Source organism: Oceanobacillus sp. MO10714A, from assembly GCF_037072045.1.
GTDB classification, from domain to species: Bacteria; Bacillota; Bacilli; order Bacillales; family Amphibacillaceae; genus Oceanobacillus; species Oceanobacillus indicireducens.
The window spans coordinates 1-25,270 of record NZ_JAXHDC010000040.1 but is presented as its reverse complement, the minus strand read 5'-3'; the positions used below and the strand labels follow the sequence as shown (position 1 = coordinate 25,270).

Genomic DNA, 25,270 nt, shown 5'->3' with positions numbered 1-25,270 from the left:
TACATTTTATTCAAAAAACACACGAGGATATTCAACAACTCCTGAAACTTTATCAAGGGTATTTTCACCTAACTCCACTGCCATAAATGCCTCGTCTGGTACTTCAAAAGGTGTTTTTATTCCCCAAGTGGATGCTTTTTTGAACCCGAACTTCGGATAATATTCAGGATGCCCCAAAACAACAACCGAATTAAACCTAAGCTCTTTTGCCTTTTGCAATGCTTTACTAATCAATAATTTACCTACGCCTTGATTTTGATATTCTGGTAGGACAGATACAGGTGCAAGAGCCAGTGACTCTACAACTTGATCTTCATTTTTAATTTTTATCTTGGATAATATAATATGTCCCACTTGTTTGTTATCATCATTATCCATCGCCACTAAAGATAATTCTGGTATAAATACGTTTGAATTTCTAATACGAGACACCAAATGATGTTCATTTTTATCACTGTGCTCCGCATTAGCGAATGCATTCTTTACCACTTCTTCAGTTATTTTATAGTCTTTCACCTGTTCTTGTTTAATTACTATGTTCATTTCTTTATAGCTCCTGTTCAAGTACATATTTTTACTTTACTCTTTCCCTAGAAATGTTGTAATAACTCGGGTAAACTCTTCCGGTCTCTCTTTCTGTGGCCAATGTTTACACCCTTCCATTACATACAGCTCGGAATCCTTCATAGCCTCATGTGCTTCAAACGCATGTTTAATAGGAACCGAGGTATCTTTTGACCCATGAACGATTAATGTCCGTTTTTTAATTTCAGATAGATTTTCTGCCAACTTAGTTCTAAGTCCTGTGCGTGTAATCTCACTTCTCTGGAATGACATAAATGCTTTACCAGCATGTGGTGCTTGTAAAAATCCATAAATTTCATCTACAAGTTCTTCTGATACATTATTAGGATTTCCAAATAAACTATTTAGCAGCGTCCACTTCACAAATCTTCTGCTTTTACTTGACCATTTATACGAAAGTTCATTGAGGAATGATTGTGTATACCAATAAGTGAGAAGATGATAAGGAAGTTTACTAAATAGCCCCCACGCACCTACTAATACTAGCTTTTCTACTCGAGCTGGATATTCGAGCGTATACCCAAGAGAGATTCCTCCACCTAAAGATAGTCCAACCAAGTTAGCCTTCTCAAGGTGAAGACGATCCATTATTTGATTCAATATATCAATGTAAAAGGAAAGTGAATATTCCACATTAGGTTTATCACTTTCTCCATACCCAGGAAGGTCAGGAGCAAATACACGGTGTTTTTTTGATAAAGGACCTAATACCTCACTCCAAGATATATTTGCTGAATCAACTCCTGCACCATGCAAAAGAATCACAGGAGAACCAGATTCTCCAGCTGTATAGCAATTGACATTTACATCATTTAATTTTAGTTTTATCGTTTTAATTTCTGGAAAGTTTTCTATCATAATATTAATCCTCATTCCCCTTATAATTATGAATTAATTTAACTCTTTTATTTCATAATATACAAAATTTGTTGTTTCTGCAACAACTTATGAACTATTTTTATTGTTTTATTACATAATTTTTATTAAACTAACTATGAGGTGAAGAATATGGATGGGTTTGAAAAACGTAGGGAACAAAAGAAAAGAGACATATTAAATGCCGCATTAGCCCTATTCATGAAGTATGGATTACAAAAGGTATCTATTACAGAAATAGCTAAAAAGGCCAATGTATCGCAAGTCACCATATATAATTACTTTGAAAGCAAAGATAATCTTGTTCGTTTAGTTTTTAAGTTTTATGTTGATCAGATATGGGATGAACAAAAACATTTATTAGTTAATGACCTCCCATTTAATGAGAAGATTAAAAAGATTATATTTGAAAAAGGTATTGCCGCTAATCAAATAAGTGAACGATTTTTTCAAGACTTTATGAAAGATTATGCTAGTGGGCAGAGTTATGTTGAAGAAATATATCAAAAGGAAGCCCTTCCACTCTTCATTAAACTTTTTAATGAAGGTAGAGAACAAGGATATATTGACTCTGAGATATCTAATGAAGCAATTTTATTCTATTTAAAGATGTTTCAAGAATATTTGCAACGGGAAGATGTTGCCACTATGACACTTCCAATAGCAGAGGATCTTACCAAGCTATTCTTTTATGGCATAGCAGGTAAGAAAGAAGTATAAAAACCATTTCAACATGAAGAGGCATAATGAAGAAATTGTAAAACGATAATCCAAGCAATCTCTTTAAGAAATATAATAGTGAAAAGGGGGTTGAATCTTATTTTAGATTCAACCCTTCATTTTAGTTTTTCAACATTAATTTTTGGTCTTCGATAACATAAACAGAATCAGCCACTGACTCAACGAAAGTCCGATCATGTGATACGAGAAGAACTGTCCCTTCATATCCATTCAAAAATCGTTCCAATGCCTCGATACAAAAAAACCCAAGAAGTTTGTCGGTTCATCTAAAAGCAATACATTATATCTTCCTAGAAATAGCTGACACAATACTAAACGTGTTGCCTCTCCACCACTTAAATTCAGGACATTCTTTTTTATATCATTACCAGTAAAATTCATGGCGTGAAGTACAGCTCGAATTTTGCTTTCATTGTAATCACTTCGATTTTTAATAAAATTCAATACCGTTTCTTCTTTTGAAAATCTATAGTCCATTTGTTGATACCTTCCTATGACAGCTTTTGGCGAGATCGTTATCCCTTCCCCATGTTTTAAAATATGATGAAGCAACGTTGTCTTACCCGAGCCATTTTTTCCTGTTATAGCTATCGTCTTTCCTAAAGGAAATTGAAATTTCGCATCTCGGAGAAGTGTTTTATCCCCTGCTTTTAGCGTGATGCTTTCTCCCATGATCGGGAACTAATTGTGTAACTCTAGAGCTTTTGATTGATGAAAATGAATGGTTTGATCCTCTTGAGGAGCTTCTACCGCTTCCAGTTGCTCCACTCTCTGCTCGATCGCTTTTGCTGCACGTTGCATCGATTTTTGACTTGTTCCTTTTGACTTCGTTTCAAACGTTTAGTTAGACAACTTTCCTGTACCATAAGAATATTCATTTGGGAAAACCCCACCCCTCCAACCCGCATTCCACCGTTTCAGTCATAATAAAGTTTTGCTTCGGAACCCTTATTTTTATCCAATTTTGGATTAAAATCGGTCGTTTTCCGGGCCTTTTTCGGCTGTTTTTTCATGGTTTTTTCGCAGTTGGGATAAAGTTCTGCTAGAACAGAGGGAAGTAAATAAGAGAGAAAAGAGATAAAGAAATAAGATAAAAGTATTGGATGATTATTGATTTTTTATTGAATTGGTATTGAGTGAGATATTGGACAAACCCAGTAATATCAATGGGTTAGGAACATAACAGTATTGAAAAGATATTGAAAAAGACATGAAAAAACTCGGGCTCCTGATGAGGAAAACCCGAGATATTGTTGAGGTTTATATTAAAAAAGCAAATGTTTATTCTTACAGAATTGGTGGTAAAGTTAGCAAGAGTTTATTATGGTTGCCAAGAGTTTATTCGAGATCTACATAATAGAAATAATGATTTCAATGATAAAAGAGAAACACGTATTCCGTCTGGTATGTCTCTGATTTGTGAAATAGATATGTTTATACATCCAAACCAATCTCTGATTTCTATATAGAGTTTTAGTTAATTTGGTCTTTCCATCTCACTCATGAATAACCACGAACCGAGTACCAAAACAATAATAACTACGTAAAACAGAACCGTTTTCAATTTAGGCCTACTACCATTTATTAAAACTTCAACGCCCAATGGAAGAAGTGCGATGCAGAGCCCAGTTAATGAAATAATCGTTGTCATATTTGTTCCTTTTAGCACCCCTAACGCTAAGGTAAACATCACTCCTAGAGCAAGCGAACGAAACCATCCAAAAACTTTAGACGCATATGCTCCTATAGCTAATACAATCCATCCAAAAAAGATAGAGAAATTTAATATATTAACAACATGGAACATGCCATAAAAATCTCCTACAAGGTTTGTAGCAACGTCAACGTCTGTACTTCTTACAATTTGAAAAGCGAAATGATCTACTCCCGAGTGGAACGCTCTTGCAAATAGACCAACAATGACTAATAAGCCACCCCAAAAACCTAAACGTGGTTTTTTATTACTAATTAATTGTACAAGTATTAAAACAGCTGGAAATAGTAGAATTGTTCCAATCAAAAAAAGACTATAGGATATAAGCATTAAGGTCGGATGTGTATTATAAGCAGCTAGCTGATCTGGGAAAAAGAAATTAAATCTTATTCTCAGCAAAGCAGAAATAACTAATAGGATGGGAGCTACGATTAAAGAAATTCCCCCAAGCCATCTTCCTGGAAAATTTGCTAAACCCTCATGTAATGCTTTTTTCTGTTGATTCATTTTTTCACCTCTTGCCTGGTACATACATTTTCGTAACCATCATCATCACTATTACATTTTTAGTCTTACGCTAATAACGCTAAGATAAACTAGATTTTTTTATGGAAAATAAACCAATAATCCCACCAATAACAATCAACAAAATGTCTATAACAATTTCCCAACCTTGAAACGCCTCAATGTAATTCACTAAAAACCAACTTTTCCCACCATTGGTTAAATGATTGATTAAACCTCCCACTCCTTGAATTAGGAGTAGTAAACTAATTCCACTAATAATCTCTTTCATGTTTATACACCTCGTTTAATATTTTTAACTTAAAATCCCACGAATACCAATATTGAAAAAAACTGCACCTATTACACCTATTGCTACTAATAGTGAAGTAATCGGTACTTCATTTAATTTTGTTCTTATATTTTTCAGAAAGTGCTGCAGTTTATCGTTAAACACAATACTAATTCCTAACAATAATAAGGAAGGTAACACCATTACAAGATTGTACCCAATTATTACAAATATAGAAGAGAAAGAATTAATCGACAGATGATTTAATAAAAAAACCGAATAGAAATAAGGCAATGCCGTTACAAATTCAATAAGAAACACAATAATACCCAAAATAATTATTCCCTTAATTGTTGTCTGTCTTGGAATCCATGACGTAAGACGTTCTATTGTGCTGTCTTTTGGTTTTATGAAGCTAATTAAAACAAGAAGTGTTCCCGTAATAGTATAGAACCAATTTATAAAATCAAATTCAGATAATTTTCCAATCAACTCCAATAGTGTATCTCCACCAAAGTACAGTAATAAACCAATCATGAAATAACCTAACTGAATAACAAGTAAAAATACAAATAGACGAGAAGATAGCTGATTAGGTTGTGTAAGTAATAAATAGCCCGTAATAGCTAGCACACCAGGACTTAATATATCAACTAAGGCACATATGGAAATAATTAGTAGGGCTAAGGATATATCTATTGATGAGGAAGGCATCATTGTTTCAATTAATTCAATCAAATAATTAGTCCCCCTTTATATAGTGTGATATTATCATAATAACACACTGTGCTAAAAAGATAATAACACACTGTATCAAAAAAGGAAGTGATATTTTTCATGCCAAAATTTGTTAATCATGACAAGAAACGAAAGTTAATTGCTGAAGCTGCATGGAGGATTATTGAGAATGAAGGTATTGAGAAAGCATCAATACGAAGAGTCGCCGACGAAGCAGAAATGTCTCCTGGTGCGTTAAGACATTATTTTTCAACTAAAGATGAAATGCTGCTGTTTATTATAGAATACTTCATAGAAGAAGGAAATAAGCGTTCTGAATATAAAGAATGGTCAAAAAATCCAATACAGGCAGTTGAGGAAGTGTTACTGGAGCTTGTACCAATCGACGAAGAAAAGAAAATTGAAACGAGCGTTTGGTGGATTTTTGCACTCCGTTCGCTAACGAGTGATGCATTAAAAGAAAAGAAAGACGAAATGACTGCTGGTACATATGATTTAGCAAATTCAATGATCAAGATATTAACTCTAAAAGGAATTTTATCAGATTCAGTTAATGCAGATTTAGAAGGCAACCGGTTATCTGCATTGATTGAAGGGCTGTCATTCCATGCTTTGTTAAGACCAGATGTGTATACTCCAGAAAAGGTGAAGGAAGTAATCAGTTATCATTTGAAAACAATCTGTAATAGATAAACAATACTTAGAAGTAGATAATTTCTATTGAAAAATTATTGAAATAGACATGAAAAAACTCGGGATCCTATGTTGGAAAACCCGAGTAATTTTTGAGTCTGGTATTGAAAAAGCAAATGTTTATTATTACAGAATGGGTGGTGAAGTTAGCAAGAGTTTATTATCACAAGAAATTGTTTAATATTGATCTACACTTTCTGTACAACCATAATAAACCCCTGCTTTTTCCCGCCCCTCCAACCCGCATTCCACCGTTTGAGTTATAATAAAGTTTTGCGACGGAACCCCCTTTTCGGACGTTTTTCGAATCAAAAATGACCGTTTTTCCGGCCTTTTTCGGCTGTTTTTTTATGGTTTTTTCGAAGTTGGAATAAAGTTTTGGGAATGGAATAAGGAAAAATTCTAGAAAAGATAGTGGAGAAAAGAGGGATAAAATAAAGAGAAAATATTGAATGAGTATTGATTTATTATTGAATTGGATATTGGATAAACCCAGTAATGACAAGGATTTAGGAACATAACTGCATTGAAAAGATATTGGAAAAGACATGAAAAAACTCGGGCTCCTGATGAGGAAAACCCGAGTAATTGTTGAGTTTTATATTGAAAAAGCAAATGTTTATTCTCACAGAATTGGTGGTGAAATTAATTAAAAGTTTATTATGACAGTCAGGTGTTTAATATTTATCTACACTTTCTGTACCATAATATTAAACATTTGCTAAAACCCCCCCTCCAACCCGCATTCCACCGTCGGTGTCAGAATATAGTTTTGCTAAAGAACCCCCATTTTGAAGGATTTTCGGTTCAGAAATGATCGTTTTTCGAGCCTTTTTCGGCCGTTTTTTCATGGTTTTTTTCAGTAATGGAATAAATTTTTTCGAAAAGTAGTGGAGATAAATATTGAAAAAAAGAGATGATGAAAAAAGATAAAAATAGTGGATGGGTATTGAATTGTTATTGAAATTATATTGAGTGGGATATTGAATAAACCCTGCAAGGTCAATGGTTTAGGAACATAACTGTATTGAAAGGATATTGAAAAAGACATGAAAAAAAACTCGGGATCCTATTGAGGAAAACCCGAGTAATTATTGAGTTTTATATTGAAAAAGCAAATGTTTATTATTACAGAATGGGTGGTGCGATTAGCAAAAGTTTATTATGGTTGTCAAGAGTATTTTTTAATTAGACATTTTCCGTTGTATCAACGCTATAGCCTCCACATGTGTCGTATTCGGAAACATATCCACAGGCTGCACTTCATTTGTACGATACCCGCCATCTTCTAATATTCGAAGATCCCGTGCTAACGTTAATGGATTGCATGACACGTATACAATCCGTTTCGGTTCCATTTCGATCATTGCTTCAAGGAATTCTGGCGCACAGCCTTTTCTTGGTGGATCCACAACAATCACATCTGGATCTAATCCTTCGCGTTTCCATTCCGGCATGATTTTCTCGGCTTGCCCAACAACAAATTCCACGTTGTTCATTCCGTTTAGTTTTGCATTTGCCTTTGCATCATGAATAGCTTCCGGAACAACTTCCACTCCGTAAACTTTCTTTGCTTTTTGCGCTAAAAATAATGAAATCGTACCGATACCACAATATGCATCAATCACGACATCATTCTCATCGATCTTGGCATATTCCAAAGCTTTATCATAAAGTACTTTAGTTTGTACAGGATTCACTTGATAAAATGATTTTGCTGAAATGGCAAACGTCAGGTCGCCAATTTTATCATGGATATATTCTTCTCCCCATAACACTTTCGTTTTCTTACCAAGAATAAGGTTCGTGCGTTGCTCGTTAATATTTTGCACGATGGATTTGATATTGGGAAATTTCTCCGTCAGTTCCTGAATCAACATTTCTTTACCCGGAAGTTTATTTGATTTGGTGACTAAAACAAGCATTATTTCTTTTGTTGCATAACCGGTCCTGAGCATGATATGGCGCAAGACTCCGCGGTGGTTTTCCTCGTCATATGCTTCGATCCCAATCCGGTTTGCGATATTTTTCACTTCCGGAAGAATCTCATTAATTTCCTCGGCCTGGCTGCTGCACGTATCTAAATCTTCAACGATCCGATGACTTCGCTTTTGATAATAACCGGTAATAAGTTTTCCGTCTTTTTCTCCAACCGGAATTTGCACTTTGTTTCGGTAATGAAATGGGTTGTCCATCCCGATGATTGGATGAACCAGCACATGTTCCAGATGTCCAATCTTCTTCATGACATTCTGTACTTGATTCTGCTTCATTTGCAGTTGGAGGTTATAGCTCATATGTTGCAACTGGCAACCACCACAATGCACATGACAAGTAGGATCAACCCTTTCTTCACTTGTACTCTTCAGCTCAATCAATTTACCGAACCCGAAATTTTTATTCACTTTGATTACTTTAACAACCGCTTCTTCCCCCGGTAGACCATTCGGGACAAATAATGGATAGCCCCCTACTTTCCCGACACCATTTCCTTCATGTGTCAGGTCTTCAAAAGTCAATGTTACGTATTCATTTTTCTTTACAGGAGCAATTGATTTTGCCATGTTAATCTTCCTTTAAACCTTCAATTTGTTGATGGATAAATATTTCCGGGACGATCATTTCAATATGCTTGTTCAAGTTGACAAATTCACCAGGCAGCAGTCCGCCATATTCTCCGTCTACATTTAACTGCATTTTCTCCGTCGGGGTGACTTTGATCCGTTTTGATTTCGTATAAATGATATTATCATTATTCAAATGCGCGCCTCGGAGTGCAAGGCTTGCGATATGAATGAATTCTGCTAAATTCACTTTCTTTAAAATAAGCATATCGAAATAACCATCATCAAGCTTGGCGTCAGGTGCAAGCTTTTCAAAACCTCCGACCGAATTTGAGTTGGATATTAGAAATAACATAATATCTTCATCGAGGACATTGCCGTCATACTCGATTCTTGCTCTTGCCGGTTTTAAGGATGGGAGCATTTCAATTCCTTTAATATAATAGGCAAGCTGGCCGAGGACGGTTTTCAACTTGATTGGTACGTCATAGGTAAGCTCGGTTAACCGGCCACCACCTGCGATATTAATGAAGTATTGGTCGTTCACTTTACCGATATCAAGATCCATTGTCTCGTTGGCAACAATAATTTCAAGTGCTTTCTTAATATCCCGCGGGATATTCAACGCTCTTGCAAAATCGTTTGTTGTACCTGCTGGAATGATGCCCAGCTTCGGACGGTAAAATTGTTCTGCAATCCCATTGATGACTTCATTAATCGTGCCGTCACCTCCTGCTGCAATAAGGAGATCATATTGCCGCTCAACTGCACGTCTCGCTTCTTCCATCGCATCGTTCTCGCCTGTCGTCGCATGGGCAGATGTTTCATAACCCGCAATTTCCAATGTCTCAAGGATAAGTGGCAATTCTTTTTTAACTGCCTCCTTCCCTGAAGTTGGATTATATATCACACGCGCTCTTTTCATTCGTATTCCTCCCTGATTTTCATAAGGGCAACTGTCAATGTAAACTCTATTCTCCATCATAAGCCTTTTTACTAAAATTTAAAAGCAGGAGCTTATATCCGTTAAATTTAAGCCTTGCCTTTCATAAAAATCGAGTACTAGCTCGGTTATTCCTTTTTCACCTTATTGGATGCTGCTATTTGACAAGGTTTGCTGCGCTTATCATACAAACGATCGGAAAGATTACTCCTTCAGAACATAAGAGTACCTCTATCCATACGAATGACATAAGGGATCAATCCTTCAAGGAATTAGAGCACCTCTATCCATACGAAGGAACGGAAGGATCAAATCTTCAAGGCATTAGAGCGCCTCTATCCATACGAAGGAGCGAAAGGATCAAATCTTCAAGGCATTAGAGCGCCTCTATCCATACGAAGGAGCGAAAGGATCAAATCTTCAAGGCATTAGAGTGCCTTTATTTATACGAACAAGCATAAAGATTAATCCTTCGAGGGATATAGAGGACGCACGTTCACTTTTTGGCCGGTAGAATGCATCTATTAGACAATTTGACGACTTTAGTCCATCTTATATATAAAACAACACACCCACTTAAATTATAATAGCTAGGCAACATCTGATAAAGTTATTGGTTCATTTTATTTTATACAGTGAAAGAAAAGCGGGAACCCTATCATTTGACAGCATTCCCGCTTTTCTTTGAACTTAACGTTTCTCTAATTCTTCTTTCAATATCTTATTCACCATCGACGGGTTCGCTTGACCTTTTGTTGCTTTCATCGTCTGACCGACGAGGAAGCCGAGTGCGCGGTCTTTCCCGTTCTTGAAGTCGATAATGGACTGTTCGTTCTCATCAAGAACCCTGTTGATGATTTCTTGCAGTTTCACAGGGTCAGAGAGCTGGACGAGCCCTTTTTCATGAACGATCTTCTCCGGATCGCCGCCTTTTTCCACAATCTCTGCAAATACTTTCTTCGCGATTTTAGAGGAAATCGTTCCATCTTCAATTAGTTTGATTAATGTTGCAAGAGATTTCGGTGTGATGGCAAGATCATAGAGCTCCTTCAAATGCTTGTTCATATAAGCAGAGACTTCACCCATGAGCCAGTTTGACGCTTGTTTGATGTCTGCGCCTTCCGCAATTGCTGCTTCGAAGAAATCAGCCATTTCCTTTGAGCTTGTAAGTACTCCAGCATCATACGCTGAGAGTTCAAGTTCTTTTACATAACGTTCTCTTCGTGCATCTGGAAGCTCGGGGATTTCACTCTTGATTCGTTCTTTCCATGCGTCATCGACATATAAACTTACGAGGTCCGGCTCTGGAAAGTAACGATAATCGTCTGCAGCTTCTTTCACCCGCATAAGAATCGTTTCTTTTGTCTTTTCGTCATAGCGGCGGGTTTCTTGTTCAATCACACCGCCGGAAAGCAATACCTTCTCTTGGCGTTTCTCTTCAAATTCAAGTCCTTTTTGAACAAAAGAGAAGGAGTTCAAGTTTTTCAGTTCAGCCTTTGTTCCGAATTCTTCTTGGCCAATTGGACGTAAGGAAATGTTCGCATCACAACGTAAGGAACCTTCCTCCATCTTTACATCCGAAACACCTGTGTACTGGATAATATTCTTTAATTTCTCTAGATAAGCATATGCTTCTTCCGGCGTACGCATATCAGGCTCGGAGACAATTTCAATTAACGGAGTACCTGCACGGTTGAAGTCGACATAAGAATAGCCGTCATCTCCGTGGGTTAATTTACCAGCATCTTCTTCCATATGGATACGGGTAATTCCAATTCGTTTCTTTTTCCCGGCTACTTCGATTTCAATCCAGCCATTTCGACCAATTGGATTTTCATCCTGGGTGATCTGATAAGCTTTCGGGTTATCGGGATAAAAGTAGTTCTTGCGGTCGAATGTCATATTTGTTGTAATTTCACAATTCAATGCCATTGCCGCCTTCATTGCAAAATTCACCGCTTCTTCATTTAGTACAGGAAGTGTTCCTGGGTAGGCCAAGTCAATCGGGTTCACGTTCGCGTTTGGATGGTCGCCGAAAGCATTGACACTAGGACTGAAGATTTTAGATTTTGTTTTTAATTCAACGTGTACTTCTAAACCAATAATCGTTTCAAAATTCATTTAGCCGCACCTCCAATATCGGGGCGTTGTTTATGAAAGTCTGTCGCTTGTTCGAATGCATGGGCAGCACGATAAACCATTGCTTCATCAAAATGTTTACCGATGATTTGCAGTCCGATCGGCAATCCTTCACTTGAGAATCCACACGGAATCGAAATTGCCGGGACACCTGCAAGGTTTACAGGGATTGTTAAAACATCATTTGCATAAGCTATCACCGGGTCATCCATTTCTTCGCCTAATTTAAACGCAGTTGTTGGCGCAGTCGGCCCAAGGATAATATCATATTCTTCAAAAATTTGCTCGAAATCATTTTTGATTAGCGTGCGAACCTTTTGCGCTTTCTTATAGTAAGCATCATAATATCCCGAGCTAAGTGCAAACGTACCGAGCATAATCCGGCGCTTTACTTCTTCACCGAAGTTTTCACTTCTGGAACGCTTGTACATATCAATCATGTCTTCTACATTTTCTGCGCGCACTCCGTAACGAACACCGTCAAAGCGCGCAAGACTTGCTGACGCTTCTGCTGATGCAAGTATATAGTATGTGGATAACGCGTACTTCGAATGTGGTAAGGACACCTCTTCACAAGTTGCCCCGAGGGATTCGTACTTTTCAATAGCTGCTCTAACAGCATCTTTAACTTCCTGTGCAACACCTTCACCAAAGTATTCTTTTGGTACAGCGATTTTAAGACCTGCAACATCTTTTGTTAAAGCATCGGTAAAGACGGGTACCTCGAGATTTGCACTTGTTGAGTCTTTCTCATCATGTCCGGCAATCACTTCTAGAACCCTGGCATTGTCCTCAACCATACGAGTAATCGGACCAATTTGATCCAAGGAAGATGCAAAAGCAACTAAACCAAAACGGGAAACACGACCATACGTCGGTTTCATTCCAACAACACCGCAAAATGCTGCAGGTTGGCGAATTGATCCACCCGTGTCAGATCCTAAAGCAAACTTAAGTTCACCTGCCGCTACTGCAGCTGCTGAGCCACCACTGGATCCTCCTGGCACACGGTCTGTATCCCATGGATTTTTCGTCTTTTTGTATGCTGAGTACTCTGTACCAGATCCCATTGCGAACTCATCCATGTTTAATTTACCGATTGTAACTGTTTTTTGTTCTTTTAATTTCTCAACTACTTCTGCGTCATAGAGCGGATCATTAAAGTTTTCTAATATCTTGCTTCCGCTCGTTGTACGTAAGTCTTTCGTAACAATATTATCTTTAAGTCCGATTGGAAGACCGAAGAGGCTCTTCTCTTCCGAACTCTCATCCAACTCTTTTGCCTGTTTCATGGCATTCTCTTCATCCAGCGTAATAAAGGCCTGGATTTCATCATCAACTTCCTTGATCCGATCAAGGGAAGCTTTCACTAAATCTTGGACCGAAATCTCTTTATTATGTAGCTTCTCTTCAAGCTCCTTAATCGAGTGGTCAAATAATGACATGGGATTTCCTCCTTTATAAAGGTGGTTCAAAAAGTCTGGTGAAAAGGACACTCCTTAAAAGAAGTGATTCTTCTAAACCCTCCACGTCCTGTGGACAATGTAGAAACGTCATCCTACACGCAAGAAGCTCGTTAGCTTGTTTTCCCGTCTCCCAGTACAATTCTGGTACTGGGAGCTCTTGCCGCTCCGAACTTCGACGCACAGGACGTTGTGTACTTAGCCGACCTCGGTCCTTTTCATCCTCTTTTGAACATTCTCTTATATGAACTTTCAATTACTCAGAAAGAATAGATGGTACGCGGAATTGACCGTCTTTATGATCAGGAGCATTCTTCAGCGCTTCCTCTTGGGTAATCCAATCCGTTCTTGGTTCATCTTTCCTCATAACGTTTTCTAACTGAATTACATGGGTTGTTGGCTCAACATTTGTCGTATCTAGTTCCTTGAGCTGTTCTGCATGTTTAATGATCGACCGTAATTCTTCTGCAAGCTTTTCTGCTTCCTCATCTGTAATATGAAGTCTCGCCAAATCAGCAACATGCATTACTCGTTCTTTTGAAATATCATCTGCCATCGCTCGAACCTCCTAGCTTTATCAAATAAACTCATTTATTACATTTTAATATTATATCACTAATGATGATAGCAGAGAAGTCTGGACATTAGCAAGCTAACCACAAACAGCGATCGTTTATCCATTTTAAACAAAAAAATTCCTGAAATGATTATTTCCATTTCAGGTAAGCTGTTTTCATTATTGGGGATAATAAAAACGAATGAATCTACTGATTTTTTTAATACTCTCCTACATTATTGAAGATAGGCGGGTGTCGCTCTCCCCAAGTCAAATCGTCTGCATCTGTGTTTACCGCAAAGAAGACTCCTGAAACTAAGATTGCTGCGAGTGCAAAACCAGATAATAGCTTCTTCATTTGTACATCCCTCCTTTAAATGTTAGATAACTCTTTATATGAATCATTAGCGAGTTTGTAATATTTCGTCGCATCCTTATACTTATGGATGCTTTCGTAATGCTTAGCAAGCATCGTCGCAAAAATAAGTGTATTTGCATGATCCTTCCGTTTTTTCAGGAATGGAATGAACTTATCCTTAACTAGATTCACAAATTTCTTCGCTTCACCATTAATCGAGTGATGATACGTCCATATCACATAATGGTAAAATTCATAGACTCTATTTTTAGGATGCTTTTTCAATAATTCCAGTGCATCCCCAATCATTTCATTCGCTTTATCAAACTCTTCCATGTCGTAATAAACTTTAATCAGTTCTGTCAGAGCTGGTACTTTATCTTGAACAATGATTTCCTTATCATCTACTATTTCCAGATAATATTTAATTGCTTCCTTATTTTCACCTTTGGTTGCGTACAAGTAACCAAGATTCTGATTAGTGAGTTGGATGAGCTCCCGATTACTGTTTAGGCCGGCAAGATGTTTAGCCAAGTTGTAATTTTCAATCGCTTTATCATACATTTTGATGCGGCGATAAGATATTCCTAAAACGATATGACTTTGCGCGCAACGCATGAAATGATACTTTTTCATAAAGGTATCTAATGCCTTGTTCGCATATTCAATCGCTTCTAACGTGTGTCTTAACTTGCTGAATGTAATGGAAATCGTATAATGCAGATCAGCAACTTCATCTTCTGTCACTTCGAGCTTACGTGTTAATTCTTCCGCTTTTAGGTATTTATCAAGGGCAATCGCTGTTTCACCTGTCTGCGAATAATAATTCCCTCTGTATTTAAACCAGAAGTAAAGCTCCCTTGTTTCAAATGAAGTGGACATCTTATTTAATTTGTTAATCTGGTCAAGAGCCTTATTGTTTTTATCCAAGAGAAGGTAATAGCGAATCTTATGAATTTCGAATAAAAGCATGCTGCCAGACAAATTCGTATCCATCAGTTCTTGCAGCTCTTTGTAAGCTTCCGTAATTTCATCCTGTTGTCGGTTGTAGAATAGCATGCTGAACCATTCTTCACATTTTTCTTCAATCACATCATCCATTGTTTGGCCTAGTTCAATGCCAAGTCGGTTACATAGCAGCTGGATTATATGTGTACTTGCTTCTGTCTTCAAGTTCTCAATCTTTGACAGGTATGATACGGAAACGATTCCTTCTGCAAGCTCACCCAAGGTCATTTTTTGTTTTGTACGTTGCATTTTGATGAATGAGCCAATTTCTATCATATGTTCCCCCTGCCACCTCTACTAAAATACTATATCTACTCGCTATATTTATATTATAGCATAATTTCTAAAAATTCATATTGGGAAAATTATTGACTATAAGTAGCGATTATCTAGGTTAAAATTTTCCTATTTTCCTCAAAAAAGAAAAAATGCCATGTTAATTGTCCAAAAGAGCAATTAACATGGCATTTCTTTATATCTATTAAATTACAGCATTTCTGACGTTGTCTTACCTTGCATATGCTGAATAAGGTAGTCTGGACCGCCTGCTTTTGAGTCGGTTCCGGACATGTTGAAACCACCGAATGGTTGGTAACCTACGATTGCTGCGGTACAGCCGCGGTTAAAGTAAAGGTTTCCAACATGAAAGTCAACTCGTGCTTGTTCCAGATGCTCGCGGTTATTCGTGATAACGGCCCCTGTTAGACCATATTCAGTGTTGTTTGCAATCTCAATTGCCTCGTCAAAGTCTTTAGCTTTCGTTAATGCAACAACAGGACCGAATATTTCTTCCTGCATAATGCGGGCTTTCGGATCGACATCAGCAAATACAGTCGGTTTAATGAACCAGCCTTTACTGTCGTCCCCTTCACCACCAGCAACAAGTTTTCCTTCCTCTTTCCCAATTTCAATATAGCCCATAATCTTATCATAGGCTGCTTGGTCGATAACCGGTCCCATGAAATTATGATTGTCTGTTGGGTCTCCATGAGTCAATTCATTCGTTAGCTCAATCACGCGATTCTTTACTTGATCATATACATCTTCATGAATGACTGCGCGTGAGCAAGCAGAACATTTCTGTCCAGAGAATCCAAAGGCAGATTGAACGATAGATTCTGCAGCAAGCTCTAAATCTGCTTCATTATCTACCACTATCGTATCTTTTCCACCCATTTCAATGATTGTACGTTTTAGCCAGATTTGTCCTTCTTGGACAACTGCTGCACGTTCAAAGATACGTGTACCAACTTCACGGGAACCTGTAAAGCTGACAAAGCGTGTGCGTGGATGTTCTACAAGGTAATCCCCCACTTCGCTTCCTGGTCCTGGAATATAGTTGACGACACCTTTAGGCATTCCGGCTTCTTCCAGAACTTCCATCAGTTTATAAGCGATGATTGGTGTTGCACTGGCAGGTTTTAATAAAACAGTATTACCTGTTACCATTGCAGCGGTTGTCGTTCCAGCCATAATTGCGAACAAGAAGTTCCAAGGAGAAATGACAAGCCCTACTCCTAATGGAATATAATGAAACTGGTTATGTTCAATCGGACGGCTATTTACCTCCACCCCGTCTTTTATTTTAAGCATCTGACGGCCATAGTATTCAAGGAAATCAATTGCTTCAGCTGTATCTGCATCTGCTTCTTTCCAAGGCTTGCCACCCTCTTTTACAAGATGGGCACTGAATTCGAACTTGCGACGACGTACAATGGCTGCTGCACGGAATAAAATGTCTGCGCGGAAATTCGGATCTGATTTCCTCCATGTTTTAAACGTTTCATCGGCGACTTCCATCGCTTTATCCGCGAGTTCTTTATTTGATTTCGAAACAAACCCCAGTACCTCTTCTTTATTTGCAGGGTTTACGACTTTAATTTTATCTTCAGTTGTAATGCGTTCGCCACCAATAATGAGCGGGTATTCTTTACCAAATTCCGCTTCAATCTTCTTTAGAGCATCTTCCATCTTCCTACGGTTTTCCTCTACAGTAAAATCTGTGAAGGGTTCGTGTGTGTATGGAACTACCATGTAAAAAACCTCCTCCGTGATTTTGTTGCAATACTAGATTGCAATTCTACTTTATTCCCATCTATTATTGTAACGAAAGTAGTGTAACCGTTCAATAAAAACGCTTACACGAAAAATAAAATAGACTCGAAGGATAGCAGTTTCTGATTATCCTCCGAGTCTAGTTCTATTAATGATAGATATGAATGGTCGGTTGTTCTTCCTTAGCGTTCCGGTAAATAAGACTTTCCACATTGTTGCTCGAGGTAACATTAACCTCTAAATCATAATAATTCGGGAAAATTTTTTGCACTTGGTCATAGGCGTATTGGGTAAAACCAATTACTTCCGCTTTCCCGTAAAACTCGATTGGGACTTCAATCGTTAGTTGTTGCAGTTCGCCATCGACATAGAAGCCGCTGCCGATCGCCCCGACATAGTTTGGAAAGAAGTCGGCAATTTTATTTCCGAAGTTATTAAAATTCTCATAGTCTGTTAAATATTTATCACGCGCTTCATTGGATGGGAATAGAACATATTCTTCATCAATATCTTCCCAATTACCAATTTTCTTCTCTCCACTTGGAACAAGAGTTTTCGTGACATAGTTTCCCGGTACAGGCGAGTTCTGCGCCTCCTCCCGGTAGAGCGCGATTAAAATTGGTACATCGGGAACGTCTTCTGATTCCCGCAGACGCTCCACAACACTTTCTGCAACTTCATAGCCCTTTGCAAGCATCTCGTTCATTGATATATCATAGTAGAAATAATCTCCACCTTGTTCCAATTGGTAACGATAGACCGACTTCAGAGCGATACCGATTGAAATTCCTGCAACTTGTACGGCATTCTCCTCATCATTCTCCTGTTGCAACAAATAGTTTTGCTCTAAAATATGCGAGAAGATACGTGGATTGTTTTCATTCGCTTCCTTATCCCAATCCTGTAAATCATCCGGTCGCTCCGGGTTAAGTTCATCTATCCAATTAATAACTGTCTCCTCATCCAAGTAGCGTCCTTCCTGAAAATAATAATCCTCTGGGTCAAAGTAATCGACGGAGTGACGTCTCAACCCTTCTTCCATCTCATCAATATCAACGCGGTTTGCCACTTGATTGCCGATTATACCACGCGCTTCACTCGTCCGGTATGGAAGGATCATGCGATATGCCTTTTCCCCCAAGCGACTGCTTGGAACGATGGACGTTTCAACCTCCGTATCTTCCTCATTCTGTAAGACCTCATCATCACTATCCAATGATGGTGCACAGCTTGTAAGCACAAGGAGGGCACATAATAATAGAACCGTCAGCTTTTTCATTTTTCTTCACTCCTTGCCTAACCATCTAACGCTTCCAACAGCTGTTCTTCGTTCCAAATTGTAATACCAAGCTCTCTAGCTCGATCATATTTCGACCCTGCTGCTTCCCCGGCAACGACAAGTCCCGTCTTCTTGCTTACACTGCCGGTTACTTTTCCGCCGAGGGCTTCGATTTTTGCTTTCGCTTCATTTCTGCTTAACTTTTCTAATTTGCCAGTAAGGACGACCGTAATATCCATAAATGGACTATCCTCAGCACCGGTTGCTTTTTTCGGTCCCGTGTACTCCATGTTCACCCCAAGATCTTTTAGTTCTTGGAGCATTGCATTCACTTTATCCTCGGAGAAATACTGTTCCAAGGAATCTGCCATCTTTTCCCCGATTTCATCAATAGCAACAAATTCATCGTACGTTGCTCGCTGCAGACGTTCCATCGTTTCAAATTCCTGGGAAAGAATCTGGGCTGCTTTCTCCCCGATAAATCGGATGCCAAGCCCAAATACTAATTTCTCCAACGAATTGCCTTTTGAAGCTTCGATTGCGTTCAGAAGATTGGATACCGATTTCTCTCCCATCCGTTCAAGTTCCAACAGTTTCTCCCGCTCTAGACGATAGAGATCTGGTATCGTATGAACTAATCCTTCATTAAATAACTGCATGACAAGCTTTTCCCCAAGTCCGTCGATATTCATCGCATTCCGCGAGACGAAATGGATCATCCCTTCGATCAGTTGCGCCGGACAGTTTGGATTAATACAACGGAGCGCCACCTCTTCTTCCAAACGGACAAGTTCTGTATTACATGCTGGACAATGGGATGGCATTGCAAATTCAGCTTCCTCACCAGTCCGTTGTTCTTTCACTGCACGGACAACTTTCGGAATGATGTCCCCTGCTTTTTTAACAACGACTGTATCCCCAATCCGGATATCCTGTTCGCGGATAAGGTCTTCATTATGCAAGGATGCGCGTCCCACTGTCGAACCGGCAATTCGAACCGGCTCTAAAATACCTGTCGGAGTAACAACACCGGTACGTCCCACACTCAACTCGATATCGAGCAGTTTCGTCACCACTTCTTCTGCCGGGAATTTATAGGCAATCGACCATCTCGGGCTCTTTGCTGTAACCCCGAGCTCCTCTTGTTGATTCAAATCATCAATTTTTATGACGATCCCATCGATCTCATATGGTAAATCTTGGCGTTTCTCCGTCCAGTAATTGACAAATTCTATTACTTCTTCAATAGTATCGTATTTCTTCCATTCCGGATTTGTTTTGAAGCCGAGTTCTTGCAAACGTTCCAATCTGGCACTGTGGGTAGGGAGTGTATTACCTTCCCAGACACCGACAGCATACAGAAAGACATCCAAGTTCCTGCTTGCAGCGACTTTCGGATCCAATTGGCGTAAGGAACCTGCGGCAGCATTACGCGGGTTCGCAAATAGCTCCTGATCCTTCTCTTCCCTTATTTTATTCAAGCTTTCAAATGAAGCTTTCGGCATGAACACTTCGCCGCGTACTTCAAGGGTTTCCTTATCTTTAATCGTGAGCGGGATACTTCTTACCGTACGCAGATTCACGGTAATGTCCTCTCCCACCATTCCGTCGCCTCGTGTCGCACCTCGGACAAATTTGCCGTCCTCGTATGTCAAGGAAACGGCGAGTCCGTCAATTTTCAGTTCGCAAATATAGGAGAAATTTTCCCCAAGTGCATTCGTGACCCGTCTCGCAAAATCCCGAAGCTCCTCTTCATTGAAAGCATTGGACAGACTAAGCATCGGTACTTGATGGCGTACTTTCTCAAAGCCTTCAATCGGTGCACCGCCGATCCGCTGTGTAGGCGAGTCTGGTGTGATGAATTCCGGAAATTTCTCTTCCAGTTCTTCCAGTTCTCTTAATTTTGCATCGTACTCTGCATCCGGTACCGTTGGCTTGTCGAGCACGTAGTATTCATAACCGTATTGATTAAGCACTTCCTTTAATGCATCAATTTTTTCTTTAGCTAGTTGTTTATCCACTAGAGAAAGCACCTCTATTCTTTCGTTATCGGAGCAAATTGGGCGAGCAGGCGTTTAACTCCTGTTGGCGCCGGGAAGGCAATATCAAGTTCCATCTTATCTCCTTCGCCCTGGACACGGACAATCGTGCCTGTTCCCCACTTCTTATGATTCGCCTTATCGCCTGCTTTCCACTCCTCATCGGCAGCGGTGGAAGCTTGGACTGTTCGCCGCGCTTTTCGTTTCGGAGTGAATGCCTCTTCCGTTCGGCTTGCAAAGGAACTTCCGAACATGCTTTGTTTCGCTTGTTCCATTCCTTCCAGTAAATCTTCCGGAATTTCTTGGATGAAGCGGCTGATCGGGTTCATATTCGTACGACCATATAACGTACGCATCTTGGCACTCGTTAAATAAAGTATTTTTTCCGCACGGGTGATCCCGACATAAGCAAGCCTACGTTCTTCTTCCATCTCGTCTTCATCAAACATGGATCGACTGTGCGGGAATACATTCTCTTCCATTCCAATTAAAAATACAACAGGAAACTCCAGTCCTTTCGCTGCATGGAGCGTCATCAACGTTATTTTCCGCTCCGTCTCTTCTTCATCTATCTTGTCGATATCAGCAATTAATGCGAGATCCGTTAGAAAGGCGACAAGGGATTTATCTTCTTCAGCACTCTTTTCAAATTCCTTCGTTACCGTTTTGAATTCCTCTAAGTTCTCTAGGCGGCTCTGGGATTCAAGGGTTTGTTCCCTTTTCAACATTTCTTCATATCCCGTTCGTTCGAGCACTTGCTCGACCATATCAGTTGCGGTAAGGAATTCCTGCTGCTGTGCCAAGCTTTGGATCAACTCGCCGAACTCCGCTAGTGAACTCGCAGCCCGTTTTGATACGCCTGTGAAATCCACTTCTTTTACCGCTTCATAAAAGGAAATATCATGCTCCGCTGTATAAGTTCTTAGTCTTTCCACAGTCGTTGCACCGATTCCACGCTTCGGTTCATTTACAATCCGCTCAAAGCTAATATCGTCATCCGGATTCGTGATTAAGCGCAAGTATGCAAGCATATCTTTAATTTCTTTCCGATCATAGAACCTTGTTCCACCGACCATTTGGTAGGGTATGTTCGATTTCATAAGTGTATCCTCTACTGCCCGCGATTGAGCGTTCGTCCGGTAGAGGATAGCTATATCATCTGGCTGATAACCATCTTTTATCAATTTACGAATTTCGTCGGCTATAAATAGGGCTTCATCTTGTTCCGTTGTTCCTTCGTAATACGTGATCTTACTGCCATCATCATTTTCCGTCCAGAGATTTTTCGGTTTTCTTCCAGCGTTATTCTCAATCACATGGTTGGCAGCTTGCAGAATCAGTTTTGTTGAACGGTAATTCTGCTCAAGAAGAATGGTTCGTGCACTCGGATAGTCTTCTTCAAAGGTTAAGATATTCCCGATATCCGCACCACGCCAACGATAGATGGATTGGTCCGAATCTCCGACGACACAGAGATTCTTGAAACGGTTCGCAAGTTGCTTCACAAGGAAATATTGCGCATGGTTCGTATCCTGATACTCATCGACATGAATATATTGAAATCTGCGCTGATAATATTCGAGTACTTCCGGCACCCGTTTGAACAGAATAATCGTCTGCATAATTAAATCATCGAAATCAAGTGACTGGTTTTTCCGAAGCATGGTCTGATAGCCGGAATAAACTCTCGCTACCTGTCGTTCAAAAAAGTTCCCAGCCTTCTCTTCAAATTCTTTATCTGTTATCAGTTCGTTTTTCGCCGAACTGATTTGGCCAAGCATTGCCCGCGGATCATATTGCTTGGGGTCAAGATCAATATTTTTTAAAACTTGTTTCACAACCGAGAGCTGATCTGCACTATCTAAAATTGTGAAATTCCGATTGTAGCCAATCCGGTCGATATCTCTTCTCAAAATCCGCACACACATCGAGTGAAAAGTCGATACCCACATATACTCTGCCTCTGGTCCGACGAGACGCATGACACGTTCACGCATTTCCCGTGCTGCTTTATTTGTAAAGGTAATCGCTAAAATATTTCTCGGTGCGACTCCTTTTTCTTCTAATAGATAAGCAATACGGTGTGTCAGCACCCTCGTCTTTCCACTGCCCGCTCCAGCCATGATAAGCAAGGGACCCTCTGTATGCTTCACCGCTTCCTGTTGTTCCTTATTAAGTCCAGCTAATAACTCATTCGTTGTTCGGCTCATTTTTTACCACCGCCTTATTCATTCTTCACTGCTTCCACAGTCTGTAATGCTTCTTCTATATTCGTATAAATGCTGTTGCCGACAATGACGACATCTGCATATTGTTTCATCTCTACTGCTTGCTCTTTCGTTTCAATTCCTCCGCCGTAAAAGAGCTGCGTATCATCCAGTATACCACTTACCGTTTCAACAAGCTCCGGATCACCGTATTTCCCGCTATATTCGACATAAAATATCGGGAGATGGAATACATGTTCCGCCATATAGGCATATGCTTGCACGTCTGCTGCATCAGGCATAAAACAATTCGTGTATGTAAATGCTTTGGCCTCTTCGTTTAAAATACAGTAACCTTCAAAGAATATTTCACTGAATTCCATCAGATCACTATATTCCTTTATCGCTTGGTGCTGCACGTCCATCATATATTTCTTCTCCTTGGAGTTCAGGACCATCGGAATGAAATAATAATCAAATCCGGGAGTAAGTGCTTCCTCCTCTGAAACCTCAAGAATACAAGGAATCTGATGGTTTCTTCTTATTCGATGCAGTAAATCAAGCACCCCGTCCAGCGTAATATTATCGGTTCCGCCAATAATAATGGCATCTGTTCCCGACTCACAAACTGCGTCTAAATCTTCATCAGATATTTCCTTCGCGGGGTCTAATTTAAAGATATGTTTCCACTCGTTTAACACATTAGATTGATTCGTCAACCGCTCCATCCTCCATTATGTTCTTCCATTGATTTATTATAACAAAAAACACGCTGGGAAATTAGGATTTTATTGTGGAATTTAAAAGGAATATTGATAGAGGTAAAAAACAGCAGAAGATGCTACTCCCCTGCTGTCTTTGTTATTGGCTTTCTTGTTCTCTGAGGCGATCGACGACTAGTTTATAGCCATCACTGCCAAAGTTTATACAGCGGCGCACCCTTGATATGGTTGCAGTCGATGCGTTAGTGTCGGTTTCAATCGAACTGTATGTGGAACCTTCCAAAAGCATTTTTGCCACTTGCAATCGTTGAGCGAAAGATTGAACTTCCGACATTGTGGCTAAATCATCAAAGAATTGATAGCATTCTTCACGATCCTTTAATGATAAAATGGCATCAAATAATAGATCCAATTGTTCTCCTCTTAATTTATCAATTTGCAATGAAAACCCTCCTGATTCACTTTAGGGTAAACTTGCTCCAATCATATTAATTGGATATCGTTACGGACTGCTCCATACCCGGATCATTCGGTACGACATTAATCCATGTCTTACCCGGAACAAAGCCAACCGGCTGCCCGTCCTTCATTGGAACAAGTCTACCATTATCATTCTGCCACTCTACTTCTTGAACTTTACCATTCTGAATGAGATAGGCATTTCCTCCAGAGTCAAAATCAATATTCCGTCTGCCAGCATCATCAATCACTTCATGAAACGTTTCAATAATGAACACATTGGCGACTTCTACAGATGCTCCTGTATTCAAGTCCACCGTTTCCTCCTCATTACTATACCTTTTATATGTTCCCTTGCTTTCATCAAAAACATATTGCACGGTTTCCAGGGGATTTTCACTATAAACTATTTCTACCCGTTCGGCTGTTTCCCCTTCAATTGCCGCAGTTTCTTCTTCATTTAAAAATGGTAATGGCTCATATTCAGCTGTCATTTCATAGCCCTTACCTTCAGCCGTCTCGTTGATGGCATCGGTTAGTAAGTAAGAGTTATGAGGCGCTTCTCGGGAACTATCCCGTGTAAATAACTGACCATCATTATCATAAGTCGAACCATTTAAGAATTGGATTTCTTGATCGATAATCATTTGATCAATAAAATCTGCCGCTCCGTGATATACGTAAAGAGCTCCGTAGCGGTTTGCCAAGTCAAAATAATATTCCCGGGCACTGCGTACTGGCCCGATTGTTTCCGGGATTTCACTTTGGAAGAGCGCAAGCAATCTTGTAATTTTTGCTTCTGCTAAAATCTCAAATACAATATCCGCCTCAGCTAGTCCCGATTGCGGCCGAGCTTGTCTATGGTTGTTCACCATCACACCAATGATGCGGTTATCGACTGGTTCATCTGCATAAAGCCCGGTTAGAGGATATTGATTCTCACCTTCCGCTTGCTCGATGCCGTCCTTTTCACCTCTGCCTGTCCCCTTCTCCTCTTGTTTCGAAGCACTTCCATCATCTTTTGAGCAGGCGACTAATAGAGCTCCAATGATTACAGTAATAAGTATTAATTTTCTCATCGTCCCACAACTTTCTATTCGCGTATTTTGGTAAATTCACCCTTATTATACGCGTTACAGAATCTGCCCGCCACCTCTTCTTGTAATCATTTATCTCTATCATACTTTATCACTTTAACACTGTAAAGCTTAACGTGTTTTCACAAAAAACTGGGACAGGGGGTCAGAGCCAATGTCCCGCTCACCAACTGGCGCAGTTGCCTGACCCTCTGTCCTACGATTGTTTATCGTGGGCGATATTGATATAATATGCTTA

Annotated in this window: 21 protein-coding genes and 1 pseudogene; 2 read left to right on the top strand and 20 right to left on the bottom strand. The window is 39.5% G+C overall.

What is annotated here, in order from left to right:
* Positions 1-6: 6 nt before the first annotated feature.
* A complete protein-coding gene (locus SPD53_RS15650; protein WP_188384405.1) occupies positions 7-543 on the bottom strand; it encodes a GNAT family N-acetyltransferase in 537 nt (178 codons plus the stop codon).
* Positions 544-579: 36 nt separating this feature from the next.
* Positions 580-1,443 (bottom strand): alpha/beta fold hydrolase, encoded by an 864-nt coding sequence (locus SPD53_RS15645; RefSeq protein WP_188384406.1) that lies wholly within the window; start codon positions 1,441-1,443, stop codon positions 580-582.
* Positions 1,444-1,593: 150 nt separating this feature from the next.
* Here SPD53_RS15645 and SPD53_RS15640 point away from each other — a divergent pair, with 150 nt between their 5' ends.
* Positions 1,594-2,181 (top strand): TetR/AcrR family transcriptional regulator, encoded by a 588-nt coding sequence (locus SPD53_RS15640; RefSeq protein ID WP_102415779.1) that lies wholly within the window; start codon positions 1,594-1,596, stop codon positions 2,179-2,181.
* A gap of 121 nt (positions 2,182-2,302) precedes the next feature.
* Here SPD53_RS15640 and SPD53_RS15635 read toward each other — a convergent pair.
* The 4 genes and pseudogenes from SPD53_RS15635 to SPD53_RS15620 all read right to left on the bottom strand — a co-directional run.
* Positions 2,303-3,039: pseudogene (locus tag SPD53_RS15635) on the bottom strand (ATP-binding cassette domain-containing protein); the annotation flags it as partial.
* A gap of 640 nt (positions 3,040-3,679) precedes the next feature.
* Positions 3,680-4,423: a hypothetical protein gene (locus SPD53_RS15630; protein WP_077318129.1), complete on the bottom strand. Its 744-nt coding sequence runs from the start codon at positions 4,421-4,423 to the stop codon at positions 3,680-3,682.
* Positions 4,424-4,502: 79 nt separating this feature from the next.
* Positions 4,503-4,712, bottom strand: a complete 210-nt coding sequence (locus tag SPD53_RS15625; protein WP_188384420.1) for a hypothetical protein — start codon at positions 4,710-4,712, stop codon at positions 4,503-4,505.
* Positions 4,713-4,736: 24 nt separating this feature from the next.
* Positions 4,737-5,450, bottom strand: coding sequence for a GAP family protein (locus SPD53_RS15620; protein WP_188384421.1), 714 nt, complete (start codon positions 5,448-5,450; stop codon positions 4,737-4,739).
* 99 nt (positions 5,451-5,549) lie between these two features.
* Here SPD53_RS15620 and SPD53_RS15615 point away from each other — a divergent pair, with 99 nt between their 5' ends.
* A complete protein-coding gene (locus tag SPD53_RS15615; RefSeq protein WP_336253112.1) occupies positions 5,550-6,143 on the top strand; it encodes a TetR/AcrR family transcriptional regulator in 594 nt (197 codons plus the stop codon).
* A 1,184-nt stretch (positions 6,144-7,327) separates the two neighbouring features.
* On the opposite strand, the gene rlmD is transcribed toward SPD53_RS15615, so the two are convergent.
* The 14 genes from rlmD to SPD53_RS15545 all read right to left on the bottom strand — a co-directional run bounded on the left by rlmD (position 7,328) and on the right by SPD53_RS15545 (position 25,014).
* A complete protein-coding gene (rlmD, locus tag SPD53_RS15610) occupies positions 7,328-8,707 on the bottom strand; it encodes a 23S rRNA (uracil(1939)-C(5))-methyltransferase RlmD (RefSeq protein ID WP_336253111.1) in 1,380 nt (459 codons plus the stop codon).
* A 1-nt stretch (position 8,708) separates the two neighbouring features.
* The gene (locus SPD53_RS15605) at positions 8,709-9,632 is read right to left on the bottom strand and encodes a diacylglycerol kinase (protein WP_156856859.1); all 924 of its coding nucleotides are present in this window, start codon (positions 9,630-9,632) and stop codon (positions 8,709-8,711) included.
* Positions 9,633-10,340: 708 nt separating this feature from the next.
* On the bottom strand, positions 10,341-11,771 hold the full coding sequence (gatB, locus tag SPD53_RS15600) for an Asp-tRNA(Asn)/Glu-tRNA(Gln) amidotransferase subunit GatB (protein WP_336253110.1): 1,431 nt from the start codon (positions 11,769-11,771) through the stop codon (positions 10,341-10,343).
* Entirely contained in the window at positions 11,768-13,234 is a 1,467-nt protein-coding gene (gene gatA, locus SPD53_RS15595) for an Asp-tRNA(Asn)/Glu-tRNA(Gln) amidotransferase subunit GatA (protein ID WP_336253109.1), read from the bottom strand. Before gatA ends, gatB begins: the two co-directional genes overlap by 4 nt.
* Before the next feature lie 274 nt (positions 13,235-13,508).
* Complete coding sequence (gatC, locus tag SPD53_RS15590; RefSeq protein ID WP_156856862.1) at positions 13,509-13,808, bottom strand: Asp-tRNA(Asn)/Glu-tRNA(Gln) amidotransferase subunit GatC; 300 nt, start codon at positions 13,806-13,808, stop codon at positions 13,509-13,511.
* Positions 13,809-14,028: 220 nt separating this feature from the next.
* Positions 14,029-14,166: a hypothetical protein gene (locus SPD53_RS15585; protein ID WP_156856863.1), complete on the bottom strand. Its 138-nt coding sequence runs from the start codon at positions 14,164-14,166 to the stop codon at positions 14,029-14,031.
* 15 nt (positions 14,167-14,181) lie between these two features.
* A complete protein-coding gene (locus SPD53_RS15580; RefSeq protein WP_336253108.1) occupies positions 14,182-15,450 on the bottom strand; it encodes a helix-turn-helix domain-containing protein in 1,269 nt (422 codons plus the stop codon).
* A 210-nt stretch (positions 15,451-15,660) separates the two neighbouring features.
* Complete coding sequence (gene pruA / locus SPD53_RS15575; protein WP_188859046.1) at positions 15,661-17,208, bottom strand: L-glutamate gamma-semialdehyde dehydrogenase; 1,548 nt, start codon at positions 17,206-17,208, stop codon at positions 15,661-15,663.
* 169 nt (positions 17,209-17,377) lie between these two features.
* Positions 17,378-18,508, bottom strand: a complete 1,131-nt coding sequence (locus SPD53_RS15570; protein ID WP_156856866.1) for a CamS family sex pheromone protein — start codon at positions 18,506-18,508, stop codon at positions 17,378-17,380.
* Between the two features lie 17 nt (positions 18,509-18,525).
* Complete coding sequence (gene ligA / locus SPD53_RS15565; RefSeq protein ID WP_156856867.1) at positions 18,526-20,529, bottom strand: NAD-dependent DNA ligase LigA; 2,004 nt, start codon at positions 20,527-20,529, stop codon at positions 18,526-18,528.
* A gap of 14 nt (positions 20,530-20,543) precedes the next feature.
* The gene (pcrA, locus tag SPD53_RS15560; protein WP_336253107.1) at positions 20,544-22,757 is read right to left on the bottom strand and encodes a DNA helicase PcrA; all 2,214 of its coding nucleotides are present in this window, start codon (positions 22,755-22,757) and stop codon (positions 20,544-20,546) included.
* A gap of 14 nt (positions 22,758-22,771) precedes the next feature.
* The gene (locus SPD53_RS15555; RefSeq protein ID WP_373290852.1) at positions 22,772-23,473 is read right to left on the bottom strand and encodes a heptaprenylglyceryl phosphate synthase; all 702 of its coding nucleotides are present in this window, start codon (positions 23,471-23,473) and stop codon (positions 22,772-22,774) included.
* 142 nt (positions 23,474-23,615) lie between these two features.
* Entirely contained in the window at positions 23,616-23,918 is a 303-nt protein-coding gene (locus SPD53_RS15550; protein ID WP_188859038.1) for a YerC/YecD family TrpR-related protein, read from the bottom strand.
* A gap of 46 nt (positions 23,919-23,964) precedes the next feature.
* Positions 23,965-25,014, bottom strand: coding sequence for a DUF3048 domain-containing protein (locus SPD53_RS15545; protein ID WP_188859036.1), 1,050 nt, complete (start codon positions 25,012-25,014; stop codon positions 23,965-23,967).
* Between the last annotated feature and the right edge of the window lie 256 nt (positions 25,015-25,270).